Annotated in this window: 8 protein-coding genes; 4 read left to right on the plus strand and 4 right to left on the minus strand. The window is 47.5% G+C overall.

What is annotated here, in order from left to right; translation table 11 throughout:
• Positions 1–45 precede the first annotated feature (45 nt).
• The 3 genes from VRU48_RS01615 (at position 46) to VRU48_RS01625 (ending at position 11478) form a co-directional block, all read left to right on the plus strand.
• Positions 46–9972, plus strand: coding sequence for an MBG domain-containing protein (locus VRU48_RS01615; RefSeq protein WP_330106184.1), 9927 nt, complete (start codon positions 46–48; stop codon positions 9970–9972).
• A 91-nt stretch (positions 9973–10063) separates the two neighbouring features.
• A complete protein-coding gene (locus VRU48_RS01620) occupies positions 10064–10879 on the plus strand; it encodes a helix-turn-helix domain-containing protein (RefSeq protein ID WP_330106185.1) in 816 nt (271 codons plus the stop codon).
• Positions 10880–11001: 122 nt separating this feature from the next.
• Positions 11002–11478, plus strand: coding sequence for a DUF6265 family protein (locus VRU48_RS01625; protein WP_330106186.1), 477 nt, complete (start codon positions 11002–11004; stop codon positions 11476–11478).
• Positions 11479–11539: 61 nt separating this feature from the next.
• Here the strand turns inward: VRU48_RS01625 and VRU48_RS01630 are convergent, their stop codons facing one another.
• A complete protein-coding gene (locus VRU48_RS01630) occupies positions 11540–11917 on the minus strand; it encodes a winged helix-turn-helix transcriptional regulator (RefSeq protein WP_330106187.1) in 378 nt (125 codons plus the stop codon).
• Between the two features lie 89 nt (positions 11918–12006).
• On the opposite strand from VRU48_RS01630, the gene VRU48_RS01635 reads away from it, so the two are divergent.
• Positions 12007–12747 carry a 3-oxoacyl-ACP reductase family protein gene (locus VRU48_RS01635; protein WP_330106188.1) on the plus strand — a complete coding sequence of 247 codons (741 nt, stop codon included), beginning with the start codon at positions 12007–12009 and terminating at the stop codon, positions 12745–12747.
• 60 nt (positions 12748–12807) lie between these two features.
• Here the strand turns inward: VRU48_RS01635 and VRU48_RS01640 are convergent, their stop codons facing one another.
• From VRU48_RS01640 to VRU48_RS01650, 3 genes are all read right to left on the minus strand, one after another.
• The gene (locus VRU48_RS01640) at positions 12808–12963 is read right to left on the minus strand and encodes a hypothetical protein (protein WP_330106189.1); all 156 of its coding nucleotides are present in this window, start codon (positions 12961–12963) and stop codon (positions 12808–12810) included.
• Positions 12964–12966: 3 nt separating this feature from the next.
• Complete coding sequence (locus VRU48_RS01645; RefSeq protein WP_330106190.1) at positions 12967–13353, minus strand: MerC domain-containing protein; 387 nt, start codon at positions 13351–13353, stop codon at positions 12967–12969.
• A gap of 136 nt (positions 13354–13489) precedes the next feature.
• The gene (locus VRU48_RS01650; protein WP_330106191.1) at positions 13490–15229 is read right to left on the minus strand and encodes a serine hydrolase domain-containing protein; all 1740 of its coding nucleotides are present in this window, start codon (positions 15227–15229) and stop codon (positions 13490–13492) included.
• Positions 15230–15248: the final 19 nt, after the last annotated feature.

Below are 15248 nucleotides of genomic sequence, written 5' to 3' on the forward strand. Positions count from 1 at the left end.
CAGAGGTAGCCTTTATGCCATCTATCAAATACCAAACTAACGCTCATGAAACTGAAACTTTACCTCTTATTACCACTGCTCCTTATTTCTGTTTGGGCCATTGGCCAGAACTCCATCATTTATAAGGATGTTTATCAAACTACTCAGGTTGTCCTGAACAAAAATGGGTCGCTATACAATGGGAAGGTATCTTTTTCAGGTGTGGGTACCGATAGTTTTGGTACAACCTATACTTACAATATTCGTTGGTGCACCAATTACAATAACCAGGGCTTTAATGCTTGGGTAATGGATTCTGATCTGGACCATCCAACCTGTCAAACTGGAAATGCCTATTACTACAATAAAATCAATACAGATGTACCGCCACCGCTCACTGTAGGTGCCTGGGTAGAAGTGGTAGGCAGCCAGTTGCAACTGAGCGGGGATGGGCTTTTTGGTGCGCCTGTGTTAACTACGGATGCGCCAAGTGCAATAGGGGTAAATAACGCTACCATGGGAGGCAATGTAACCTATAATGGCGGCGCTACTGTTACCGAGCGTGGGGTAGTTTATGCCACAAGTCCTACTATGCCAACCCTAGTCAACAATAAGGCTAGCCTAGGTAGTGGCAACGGCGTTTTTTCTGGAACGCCCAATAGCCTGGCTGCAGGTACAACTTATAATGTAAGGGCCTATGCCATCAACTCGTTTACCGATGTAAGCAACGGACAGGTTTATACTTTTACGGGATATGGCAACCAACAAAGCTTTACAACTTTAACCCCTACAATTACGGCAACGGCTGTTTCGGCCATTCCGGCAAGCAATTATGGAACGGCTTCTAGTCCCGGTACCTTTACGGTTGCTGGTGCCAATATGTTGGCAGGCATTTTAGTGGCGGCGCCTGCGGGCTTTGAAGTGAGCTTAAGTGCGGGTAGTGGCTACGGTACTAGTGTTACAGTTGGAGCTGCGGGTACCATTAGTGCAACAACGGTTTACGTAAGGTTGGCCGCCAGCAATAACGAAGGAAACTATAGCGGTACCATTAACCTGACCAGTAATTCGGCGGTAAGCAAAACATCGGCGATTGGTACAAGTACGGTGAATAAGCTCAACATTACGGTAAAGGCCAATAACACCAGCAAAAATTATGGCACGTTGCTCAATTTTGCAAGTGATGGCAGTGCGGTTTCGATTACCGCAGGAAGCTTGTCGAGTGGCGCTTCGATTACTGCTGCTACCTTAACAAGTGCAGAAGCGGTTGCTACTGCCAATGCAGGAACCGGTAATATATCCATCAATAATGGTTCGGTTGTGATTAAAAACGCTTCAAGCGTAGATATTACAGCTAACTACAACATTACCTTGGCCTCCGGTACCTTAACCATTAATCCGGTTACTTTAACCTATACAGCCACCTCGGCTTCGAGGGCTTATGGCGCATCAAACCCGGTCTTTTCGGGTACGATAACAGGTTTTGTTTTGAGCCAGACCCAAGCCACGGCTACTACAGGTACCTTGGCCTTTACCAGTGCGGCCACCACAAGTAGCAACATCGGCACTTATGCCATCAATGGAAGTGGCTTAACGGCCAATAACGGCAATTATGTATTTGCTCAGGCAGGCACAAACAATACTGCCTTAACCATTAACACGGCCACCTTAACTTATTCGGCCAATGCCGCTTCGAGAGCTTACGGAGCTTCCAATCCTGCTTTTTCGGGCACGGTAACAGGCTTTGCCAACGGCGAAACCCTGGCTACAGCTACCACGGGCACCTTGGCTTTCACAAGTGCAACCACAACAAGCAGCAATGCGGGCTCTTATGCCATCAACGGCAGTGGTTTGACGGCCAACAACGGCAATTATACTTTTGTACAAGCAGCAGCAAACAGCACCGCTTTGAGTATTTCTCCTGTTTCATTGACTTATACTGCAGATCCGGCCTCGAGAGCTTATGGCGCTTCCAATCCCGCCTTCTCGGGTACGGTAACGGGCTTTGTATTGGGGCAAACCCAGGCTACGGCTACCACAGGTACCTTGGCCTTTACAAGTGCAGCCACAACCAGTAGCAATGTTGGCTCTTATGCCATCAACGGCAGTGGTTTGACGGCCAACAATGGCAATTATACCTTTGCTCAAGCCGGTACAAACAGTACGGCTTTAACGATTACCTCAAGTACTTTAACGTATACAGCCAATCCCGCTTCGAGGGTTTATGGTGCGTCTAATCCGGCCTTTTCAGGTACGATAACAGGTTTTGTACTGGGGCAAACCCAGGCTACGGCCACCACGGGAACTTTGGCCTTTACTTCGCCAGCCAATTCGGTTAGTCCTGTTGGGCAATACAGCATCAACGGATCGGGATTAACAGCTAATAACGGAAACTATACTTTTGTACAGGCATCGGGTAATGCCACCGCACTTACCATTAATCCTGCGCCACCTGTTGTGATTGGCACCAGCAACGCCACCTATACCGAAAAAGGTCCAGCGGTTGCGATCAATGCGGGAATTATAGTGGACGATGCCGATAACACGACCTTGGCAAGTGCCAAAATAAGTATATTCAGCAATTATGTGGCTGGTGAAGACGTATTGAGCATGTCGGCTTCGATAGCTGATATTGTGGCTTCATTTGATCCTGTTACGGGAGTATTAAGCCTTAGCTCTGCTGGAGGGGCTACTATAATCGAATTTCAGCAAGCCTTGCGCTCGGTTAAATATGCGAATACCTCCTCCAATCCGTCCACTTTAAACAGGTGGGTAAGCTTTACCGTTAACGACGGGGTGCTCAACAGCGTTGCCTCGAACAGCCAGGTTATCGTGATTTCGGTTAACGATGCACCGGTTTTGGCCGGCACAAGCGTGCTCAGCTATACAGAAAAAGATCCGGCCAAGGTTGTCAACGCTGCGGTTACGGTAAGCGATGCCGACAATGCCAATCTGGCCAGTGCCAAGGTGGTTATCGGCACCAACTACGTATCGGGGCAGGACGAACTTCAGTTCGCCAACGTGCCGGCCACCATGGGCGACATTGCCGGCACCTTCGATCCGGCCACCGGAACGCTTGCGCTGACCACGGCCACCACGGCCACCCTGAGCCAGTTCGAGGCGGCCCTGCGTGCGGTCAAGTACATCAACCATTCGTCCAATCCGTCTGTCTTGGCAAGAACCATCAACTTTACGGTCAACGATGGGACAGTCAACAGCAACGTGCTTTCGAGCACGGTCAACATCATTGCGGTTAACGATGCGCCTGCGGTTGTTGGCACGAGCAACGCCACCTATACCGAAAAAGGCCCAGCAGTTGCGATCAATGCGGGGATCGTGGTTTTTGACGTAGACAATGCCTACCTCAGTTCGGCAAAGGTGTCAATCACCAGCAACTATGTCGCAGGCCAGGATGTGCTGTCTTTGGCCAGCAATCCGGCCACCATGGGCGATATCATAGGTACTTTCGATCCCGCCACGGGCATGCTGAGTTTGAGCACGGCAGGAGGTGCTACGCCGGCCCAGTTCGAGGCGGCCCTGCGTGCGGTTAAATATTCGAATACCTCCTCCAATCCGTCCACATTAAACAGGTGGGTAAGCTTTATCGTTAACGACGGGGTGCTCAACAGCGCTGCCTCGAACAGCCAGGTTATCGTGATTTCGGTTAACGATGCACCGGTTTTGGCCGGCACAAGCGTGCTCAGCTATACAGAAAAAGATCCGGCCAAGGTTGTCAACGCTGCGGTTACGGTAAGCGATGCCGACAATGCCAATCTGGCCAGTGCCAAGGTGGTCATCGGCACCAACTATGTATCGGGGCAGGACGAGCTGCTGTTCGCCAACGTGCCGGCCACCATGGGCGACATTGCCGGTACCTTCGATCCGGCCACTGGAACGCTTGCGCTGACCACGGCCACCACGGCCACCCTGGGCCAGTTCGAGGCGGCCCTGCGTTCGGTCAAGTACATCAACCATTCGTCCAATCCGTCTGTCTTGGCAAGAACCATCAACTTTACGGTCAACGATGGGGCTGCCAACAGCAACGTGCTTTCGAGCACGGTCAACATCACTGCGGTTAACGATGCGCCTGCAGTGGTTGGCACGAGCAACGCCACCTATACCGAAAAAGGTCCGGCAGTTGCGATCAATGCAGGGATCGTGGTTTTTGATGTAGACAATGCCTATCTCAGTTCGGCAAAGGTGTCAATCACCAGCAATTATGCCGCAGACCAGGATGTGCTTTCGCTGGCCAGCAATCCGGCCACCATGGGCGATATCATAGGTACTTTCGATCCCGCCACGGGCATTCTGAGTTTGAGCACGGCAGCAGGTGCTACGCCGGCCCAGTTCGAGGCGGCCCTGCGTGCGGTTAAATATTCGAATACTTCTTCCAATCCGTCCACATTAAACAGGTGGGTAAGCTTTATCGTTAAAGACGGCATGCTCAACAGCGGGGCCTCGAACAGCCAGGTTATCGTGATTTCGGTTAACGATGCACCAACTGTAGCAAATGCCATACCTGCACAAAATGCAGTAGAAGATTCGCCATTCAGCCTTGTTTTTGCGAGCAATACTTTTCAGGATTTGGATGGCGATGTTCTCACTTATACGGCCAGGTTGGCTGGTGGGGCGGCCTTGCCGAGTTGGTTAAGTTTTGATGGAACCAACAGAAAGCTGAGTGGTACGCCAAATCATGCCGCAGTGGGTACGTTGGCTGTCGAAATTATAGCTAACGATGGCAATGGCGGAACAGGAACTGCATCTTTTAACTTGGTCGTTGCACCCATTCCTTTGGCTAATATCACTTATGTAAGTCCGCAAAACCTGTCGATTAATGTGGCCATAACGCCAATAGTGCCTACCAATTCGGGCGGATTGGCAACATATAGCATTAGTCCGGCATTGCCTAATGGATTGAGTTTTGATCCGGTAAGTGGTACCATAAGTGGTACGCCAACTGTGGTATCATCAGCAACGGTTTATCAAGTCAATGCGACCAATGCCAGTGGAACAACTCATTTCAATTTAACTATCCATGTTATCGGCAATCAGGCTATTACATTTGCGGCACTCCCCAACCAGACTTATGGCGATGCTCCTTTCGATCTGACGGCTACCGGTGGCAATTCAGGCAATGCGATAAATTATACCAGTTCCGATATCAGCGTAGCGACCATTAGTGGCAACAAAGTAACCATTGTTGGAGCCGGAACTACCACCATTACAGCCAATCAGGCTGGAAATGCAGATTATACCGCTGCACCGGCCATACAACAATCGCTTACGATAGATAAAAAGAACCAGGCCATCAACTTTGGTACCCTGGCTAACAAAACTTTCGGCGATGCTCCCTTTGATTTAACGGCAACGGGCACCAATTCAGGAATTCCACTTACCTATACAAGTTCAAATACCAATGTAGCCACGATAAATGGTGATAAAGTTACCCTGGTTGGAGCTGGTACAACAAACATTACGGTATCGCAGGCAGGCAATGCCAATTTCAATCCGGCAACCGATGTGGTGCAGCCATTAACGGTACTTAGTCAAGATCAAACCATCAGCTTTGGTGCCTTGGCCAACAAAACTTTCGGCGATGCGCCTTTTAACCTAACGGCAACTGGCGGTGGGTCTGGAAATCCGATTACTTATACCAGCTCGAATACCACTGTAGCGACTATCCAAAACAACGTGGTTACCCTAGTAGGCGCCGGAACGACTACCATTACGGCATCGCAATTAGGCAATGCCAACTACAACGGAGCAACAAGTGTAACCCAAATCCTAACAATTGATAAAGCCCTTGCGGTTTTAAGCTTGAATGGCTTGACACAGGTTTATGACGGCTCGGCAAAAACGCCAGCAGTCAATGTATCGCCAAATGGGATAGCCGGAATAAGTTTGAGTTATGACGGTCAGCCAACTGCTCCAAAAAATGTTGGTACTTATGCTGTGGTGGCAACTTTGAACAATGCCAATTACACGGCCGTAGATGCCACAGGAAACCTGACTATTAATCCTTTAGCAATTGCGGTTAATGCCGATGCGAAAAGTAAGGTTTACGGCGATGCCGATCCTGTGTTAACTTACACGTTCAGCCCGGCATTGGTAACGGGTGATAGCTTTACCGGTTCGCTTTCAAGGTCAGCCGGAGAAAACGTAGGTGATTACACCATCGGACAGAATACCTTGGTGCTGAACAGCAACTATACCCTGAATTATACCGGTGCCGACCTGACCATTGGCAAGAAAGCTGTCAATGTTATAACCGATGCGAAAAGCAAGGTTTACGGCGATTCAGATCCAGCATTGACCTACACGTTCAGCCCTGCGTTGGTAACGGGCGACAGCTTTACCGGTTCGCTTTCAAGGTCAGCTGGAGAGAACGTAGGCACTTACGCCATCAACCAGAATAGCTTGGCACTGAATGGCAACTACACTTTGAACTATACCGGTGCTGATTTGACCATCGGTAAGAAAACAATAACAGTAACCGCCGATGCAAAAAGCAAGGTCTACGGCGGTACCGATCCGGCACTGACTTATACCTTCAGCCCTGCATTGGTAAGCGGCGATAGCTTTACGGGCTCGCTAAGCCGTACAATCGGTGAAAACGTTGGCACCTATGCCATCAACCAGAACACTTTGGCGCTGAACGGCAACTATACGTTGAACTATACCGGTGCTGACTTGACCATCGGTAAGAAAACCATAACGGTAACTGCCGATGCGAGAAGCAAGGTCTACGGCGATACCGATCCAGCACTGACCTACACTTTCAGTCCGACACTGGTAACCGGCGATAGTTTTATAGGTACGCTAAGCCGTGTAACAGGAGAGAATGTAGGTACCTATGGCATCAATCAGAACACTTTGGCGCTCAACGGCAACTATACCCTGAATTATACCGGAGCGGATTTAAGTATCGGCAAGAAAACGGTTAGCGTTATCGCCGACGCGAAAAGCAAGGTTTACGGCGATTCAGACCCTACGCTGACCTACACGTTCAGTCCTGCACTCGTAACCGGCGACAGCTTTACCGGTTTGCTAAGCCGAGTAACTGGCGAGAACGTAGGAACTTATACTATCAATCAAAACACCTTGGCACTGAACGGAAACTATACGCTAAACTATACCGGTGCAGATTTCAGCATCGGCAAGAAAACGGTTAGTGTAATCGTCGATGCGAAAAGCAAGGTTTACGGCGATGCCGACCCGGCATTGACCTACACGTTTAGTCCTGCGTTGGTAACCGGCGATAGCTTTACCGGTTCGCTTTCAAGGACAACAGGTGAGAACGTAGGAACTTATGCGATCAATCAGAACAGCTTGGCGCTGAACGGCAACTACACTTTGAACTATACCGGTGCTGATTTGACCATCGGCAAAAAGACAATTAATGTAATCGCTGATGCGAAAAGCAAGATTTACGGTGATACCGACCCTGTACTGACCTACACGTTTAGTCCTGCGTTGGTAATCGGCGATAGTTTTAGCGGTTCGTTAAGCCGAGTAACTGGCGAGAATGTAGGAACTTATGCCATCAACCAGAACAATCTGTCACTCAGTGGCAACTACACCTTGAACTATACCGGCGCTGATTTGGCTATCAGCAAGAAAGACATCAGCGTCATCGCCGATGCGAAAAGCAAGGTCTACGGCGATGCAGACCCTATATTGACGTACAGTTTTAGCCCAGCTTTAATAACTGGCGACAGCTTTGCGGGTTCGTTAAGCCGAGTAACCGGCGAGAACGTAGGAACTTATACCATCAACCAGAACACCTTGGCGCTGAATGGCAACTATACCTTGAACTATACCGGTGCCGACCTGACCATCGGCAAGAAAACTATAGCGGTAATCTCCGATGCAAAAAGCAAGGTCTACGGCGATGCAGACCCTGTACTGACTTACACTTTCAGTCCTGCATTGGTAGCTGGTGACAGCTTTACGGGTTCGCTAAGTCGCGTGGTAGGAGAGAACGTAGGAACTTATGCCATTAACCAGAACAGTTTGGCATTGAACGGCAACTATACGTTGAACTATACCGGTGCTGATTTGACCATCGGCAAGAAAACGGTTAATGTTATAGCCGATGCAAAAAGCAAGGTCTACGGCGATGTCGACCCAGTACTGACCTATACCTTCAGTCCGGCACTAATCGCTGGCGACAGCTTTACGGGTTCGCTAAGTCGCGTGGTAGGAGAGAACGTAGGCACTTATGCCATCAACCAGAACAGCTTGGCACTGAACGGCAACTATACTTTGAACTATACTGGTGCAGACTTAACCATCGGCAAGAAAATCATAATGGTAACTGCTGACACAAAAAGCAAGGTCTACGGCGATTCAGATCCAGCATTGACCTATACTTTCAGTCCAGCTTTAATAACTGGCGACAGCTTTACCGGTTCGCTAAGCCGGGCTATAGGCGAGAACGTAGGCACCTATGCCATCAACCAGAACAATCTGTCAATCAGTGGCAACTACACTTTGAATTATACCGGTGCAAATTTGACTATCGGCAAGAAAACAATTAGCATAACCGCCGATGCGAAAAGCAAGATTTACGGCGATGCCGATCCGGCGCTGACCTACACGTTTAGTCCTGCGTTGGTAACCGGTGATGGTTTTACAGGTTCGCTTTCAAGGACAACCGGTGAAAATGTAGGCACTTATGCCATCAGCCAAAACAATCTGTCAATCAGTGGCAACTACATTTTAAATTATACCGGTGCAGACTTGACTATCGGCAAGAAAACAATCAGCGTTATCGCCGATGCGAAGAACAAGGTTTACGGCGATGCCGATCCTGTGTTGACCTATACTTTCAGCCCTGCGTTGGTAACCGGTGATGGTTTTACAGGTTCGCTTTCAAGGACAACAGGTGAGAACGTTGGTACTTATGCCATCAGCCAGAATAACCTGTCACTCAGTGGCAACTACACCCTGAACTATACAGGCGCAAACCTCAGCATCGCTAAAAAAGCATTGGTTATTACCGCCGACAACAAAACAAAATTCTACAATCAAGCTAATCCTGTATTAACGGCAAGCTATTCAGGCTTTGTAGGTACAGAAAATGCTTCGGTATTAACCAGCCCGGTAAGTCTTGCTACCACTGCAACACTGTCTTCTCCAGCTGGAACTTACCCGATTACCGCCAGTGGCGCCGTAGCGCAAAACTACGCCATCAGCTACATGCAGGGAGCCTTAACCGTGAGTAGCACCTCGCAGACCATTAGCTTTGCGGCCTTGGCTGATAAGCTTTCTACCGACGCGCCATTCCTGCTTACGGCAACGGCCAGTTCGGGTTTAACGGTTAGCTATGCCAGTAGCGATGTAAGTATCGCCCGTATGATCAATGGCAATCAGGTGGAAATCTTGAAAGCAGGTACCGTAAACATTACAGCAAGCCAAGCTGGAAATGCCAATTATACGGCTGCGGTTCCAGTGGTGCAGACCCTGAAAATTATCGATAATCCGGCACCTGTTATTACCATCACCAGCAACTTGGGCAATAGTATCAGTAAAGGCGAGACGGCTAAGTTAACGGCAACTGGTGCTGTAACTTACCAATGGGCAACGGCAAATGGTATCATAGCCGGACAAAACGGAGCCATGTTAACGGTTCGACCATCGTTAACCACCACTTATACGGTTACTGGAAGCAATATTTATGGCAGAAGCAGTACGCAAAGTATCACCATTGAGGTAAAAGAAGATTTCAAAACCTTAAATGCCACCAATATCCTTTCGCCAAACGGCGACGGTGTAAACGATTATTGGATTGTCGAAAACATCGATCTCTATCCAAACAACTCGGTTACGATTTTTGACCGCGCCGGAAAAACCGTGTTTAAGACAAAAGGCTATAAAAACAATTGGGATGCCACGCTTAACGGCTCGCCATTGTCAGAAGGTACCTATTATTACATTATCGATTTTGGCGCTGGCTTCGGCACCAAAAAGGGTTTTATTACTATAGTAAGGTAAGCGCAAAAGCATTGGCATGTTCAATGAAAAAGGGGTATCCGTTAATGGATGCCCCTTTTTATTTGCTTATATTTGGTTAATAATACCTCCTATGGATTACCAAACTTTCGAAATCAGCCCCGAACTCAATGCCTTTGTTAAATGTGCCTGGACCTTGGAAAGCCCTGCTTCGGCTACCGAACAGCGGCAAACAATCGTACCGGATGGTTGTATGGAAATGATTTTCCATTATGGCGATTTGTATAGGCAATACCAAAACGAAGTGGAATTTATCATGCAGCCCCGTTGTTTTGTTTTCGGACAGATTACCTCCACATTGTCTATCGCACCCACCGGATCTACCGGAATTTTTGCCTTGCGCTTTAATCCCGAAGGCTTTTTGCCTTTTACCCATTGGAGTGCACAGCAATTGGAAAACAAAGCCGTGTCCTTGACTGAATTATTTGGTGAGGCTGGTCTGCAGCTGGAAAAAGAAGTGTTGGCAACCACCAGCACGGCCGATAGAATAAAACTGGCCGAATCTTTCCTGCTTCAGAAACTACAGGAAACCGAAACGGTCAACAGTTTAGTCAAATCTTGCGTCAATGCTATGCTCGAACTGAATGGCCAGCTTTCTGTTGGTCAATTGAGCGAACAACTGAATATCAACCGGAGGCAACTGGAACGCAAATTTGCTACAACCGTTGGGTTAAGTCCAAAACAACTGAACAAGATCATAAGATTGCAAACGGCCCTAAAAATGCTGGCCGAAAAACGTTTCGACAACCTAACCGATTTGGCCTACGAAGCAGCTTACTACGATCAGGCGCACTTTATCAAGGATTTTAAAGAGTTTACAGGACTTAGTCCGAAAAAATTCTATGCAGACAACCTGCAGCTTTCAAAGCTATTTGTAGGCACTGCATAAGCCTGTCGCATTTTTACAATTTTTTGCCTTTGCTGATGCGCAGCTTTGTTCAGTAAAATTTAAGCTGAAATATCATGAACATACACATGATGGTTTCGTAATCATTAAAAAACTATACTCTAATGAAAAAAATTAGCGCAGGCCTGGCATTGGCCTTGATGACAACCCTGGTTTTTGCTTTTAAGGCAGGAACTGCAGATTTAGACAAAACCAAATGGCTGATTGGCACTTGGGAACAAAAAACAGCTCGCGGCAGCGTGTTCGAAACCTGGACAAAGGCCTCTCCAAAAGAGTTTCATGGCAAAAGCTATGTGCTTAAGGAAAAAGACACCCTGGTTTTCGAAAACATCAAACTGGTACAACAAACCGATGGACTTTTCTATATTCCAACGGTAAAGAACCAAAACGGAGGCAAGCCCGTTAGTTTTAAAGCCAAAACGGTTTCGGCAAGCGAAATGGTTTTTGAAAATCCTGAACATGATTTTCCGCAACAGATCAGCTACAAGCAAATCAACAAAGATTCGCTGGTGGCCGAAATCTCGGGAACAGTAAAAGGCAAATTCAAAGCGCAAAAATTCCAGATGCGCAGAAAGAATTAACAAGCACTTGAATAGGATGGAGGCCTTATTCCGATTTATATCGAGGATAAGGCTTTTTTGTTTAGGCAGGCTCCGAAACCTCCACCGGATTTACGGTTTGTCGATGCATATTGCCCCAATCAGACATGGCTTTCAGCATAGGACGCATCGTTTCGCCCAAGGCCGTTAAACGGTATTCTACCCGGGGCGGTACCTCCGGATAGACCAAACGCTCAATTACCTTATCGTTTTCCAGCTCACGCAGCTGCGCCACCAACATGCGTTCAGAAATACCATCAATGTTCTTTCTCAGTTCGCCAAAACGCCAGGTGCCATAAGACAACCTGCACAAAATAGCAGGTTTCCACCGGCCACCTAAAACATGTAGCGAATAGGCCATGCCACAGCTGTCGTTAAGCTGCTTTTCGTTAATGGCGTTGGTTGAAGTCTCTTTTCTCATTACTTACTTTTTTGTTAGTACCTAACAATTTCTTGTGTACAATCAAATATAGAAGAAAGCTATTTAGTTTTGAAGAAAAAAATAAAAACATGAAAAAACTAGCAAATAAAATTGCCTTGGTAACCGGCGGCAGCCGTGGTATTGGCGCGGCCATTGTTAAAAGATTAGCAGCCGAAGGCGCCACCGTGGCTTTTACTTACCACAGTTCACCCGAGAAAGCCGAGGCCTTGGCGCAAGAAATCAATGCCAATGGAGGCAAGGCCCAAGCCATAGCGGCCAACAGCGCCGATGCTCTTGCCGTAACTGCTGCGGTTGAGCAAACCATTGCCCAATTTGGCGCACTCGATATCTTGGTCAACAATGCCGGAATCTATGTGGGTAAGGCATTTGAAGAACACAACCTGCAGGACTATGAAGATATCATGGCTGTAAACGTAAGAGCCGTTTATGCAGCTTCGTTGGCTGCGGTAAAACACCTGCCTGCTGGTGGCCGTATCATTAATATTGGCAGCAATATGGCCGAAAATGCAGTTGGTCCGGCTGGAACATTGTATGTAATGAGCAAAGCAGCGGTTCACGGCCTTACGCGTGGCTTGGCCAGAGATTTGGGCAGCAAAGGCATTACCGTAAACACCGTACAACCCGGTCCAATTGATACCGACATGAACCCTGCCAATAGCGAACTGGCCGATTTCTTGAGGCCTCGCATGGCATTGTCGGAGTATGGAACAGGAGCCGATGTAGCCGGTTTGGTGGCTTTCTTGGCCAGCAACGAAGGCCAATACATCACGGGTGCCGCCCTAACCATCGATGGTGGCTTTAATGCTTAGTAAAAGCACTTGCGAAGTATTCCAAATTTCGCAAGTGTGATTTGCTGGTTCATGGGCTAATTAATGCTGTCCAGCAGTATTGGCTGTTTTGCGGCTATGGCTTTTCAGGTATTTCAGATAAAGCTTTCGCGTATCCATTTGTTCATGTTTGCAGGCGGGCTGTACAGTGGCCATCAACACTAAAAGTAGGGCAAAGGGCAGTTTTTTCCGGTTCATGGCTTAAGGTTGGATATGGTGGCTGCAGGATTTTGTTAGTTTGAGATTGATGAAATGCGCAATCGCGATGAGCAGGCCACCCAATGGGATCAAATAGCTTTCCAATCCTTCAATCAAGTGGCCTAAGGCAATGAAGCAAAAGCCCAGCATCAAAATCACAAAGGGCAATACCCTGCGGTGTTTTTGATAGGCACTGGATAAAGCAATACAGGCCAGTGCAAGCGAAAGGACAATCATGCTCAGCTCTATCATGGGATTGGCCAAGAACTCGAGCCCTACAATAGGTAATAAGGTAAGAACAATGGGAAGTAGCGCACAATGAATGGCGCAGGCTGCCGAAGCCGACATGCCGACCTTGTCGAACAGTTGGGAGTTGATGGGAAATTTCATACCACAAATATAAATGCAATTTTGTTGCATTTGTAAAATAATGTGTATATATTTGAGCCTCATCATTATTAATAGTTAAGTTAAGCAATGTGGCAGTGGATACTGTTGCATTGCTTTTTAATTTTTAAGAAGAAGACTAATTATTGATAAAAGCAGGCAAAATATAGTTTTCTACTATTTTTTCTGGTTGCCATACTCGGCCGTTTCTAAAATTGCCCGAGGTAATTACAATCACCATATCCAATGCCGGCAAAATAAAAATATATTGTCCGCCAGCACCGCGTGCTTCGATTGATTCCAGCATGCGGTTACCAACCTTGTAGCTATAATGCCACCATAAGAAGCCATAGCCGTTTTTTTCGGGATGGTTTTCCAGGTTGAGGTAGTTTTTGAACGAGGCATTGACCCAAGCTCTGCTAATGAGCTGCCGGCCTTGCCATTGGCCCTTATTGGCATACAGCAATCCAAATTTGAGCATATCGCGCGAGCGCATAAAAATACCGCCTCCAAAATAAGGGTTGGCCTTTTCGTCTTGCTGAATAATGTAATTGCTGATTGCCAAAGGCTTGTACAGATTTTGGTCGATGAAATCTAAAGTGCCTTGTTTTAATTTATGGGCCAGTACGAAACCCAGCAAATAGGGGTTGGCCGATCCATAATTGGCGTGGGTACCTGGGTAATTGATCATTGGGGCTGCCAGTACGGTTTTTGCCCAATCAGGCGTGGGCTGGTAGTTGTCTTCGGCAGCAGCCGATTTACGCTCTATGCCAAAATCTACTGCATCAATACCTGAACTCATCGTGAGCAGGTTGCCCAGGCTAATGGCTTGTTTGCGTGGCTCCTGCATCAGGCTTTGATAAGATGAAGGCAGCAAATCAACCAGTTTCTGGGCAGTATCGCGCAATATATGCCGGTCAATGGCCATGCCGATCAGTGCCGACGAAATACTTTTGGAAGCCGAACGCAGATCGTGTGGCGTAGCAGCATCATTGCCTCCAAAATAGGCTTCGTAAAGCAGTTTGTTGTTCTTGGCAATCAGCACGCTGTGTGTATTCGTAATTTTGTTGGCGTTGATGCTGTCGACCATTTTTTGCAAGTAGCTTTCGTCGATTTTGAGGCCGGTTTCTTGGAGGCTCAAGGTGCTTAAGCCATCGTTCAGTTGCTGTGGTCGCTCATTGGAATAGCGGGTTGGTTTGGAGCCCGATTTCAAATCCCAGTCCTTGGCCGAGGGTTTCAATGCTAATGTTGCCAATAAAAGCTTCCCGATTTTAATTTGCAAAGGGATGCGTTTGTCTTCCAGCTTGCCGTTTAAAGCAAGGCCTGTCCTAAAATCACGGAATGAAATATGGTCGCCCGATTTCTTAAAATCATAACAGAAAAAGCCTGGATAACGTACTTCCGAACTAAAGGCATAAGCCTCAAAATTTTCGCCGTCGGCATTTTCTATGCTCAGGTAAAGCCGTGAATTGAAGTTGGAGGCAAGCAATATGTTCCAGTTGGTAGTAAATTCCATTTTGGCATCGGGCAACAATTGGAGGTGGTAAAACCATTGTCCAGACTTGATGAAACCAGTTATCGTCTTTTCTTTTTGGTTCCAAGATCCCCTGAAAACCAAACCCTCGCCCAGTTTTACCTGAAAAGTTTTGCCTTTTACGTATGAAAATCGCTGTTGGATGCTGCCATGCAATCCGCTTAGCTTGAGCAATGCGGTACGGGCATTGAGCAATTGGATGCTAAGTTTTGGACTAAAGGCCTGTGGTTGGGCTAATTCACTTTCCCAATGCCCTTCATAGGCTTTCATGTTTTGCGCATTGGCTTGCCCAAAAGGCATGAGGCACAGCAAGAAGAAATAGATGCTTATTTTTTTGGATGTCATGTTTGCGTATTTGATGAGG

The organism is Pedobacter albus, assembly GCF_036324255.1.
GTDB lineage: Bacteria > Bacteroidota > Bacteroidia > Sphingobacteriales > Sphingobacteriaceae > Pedobacter > Pedobacter albus.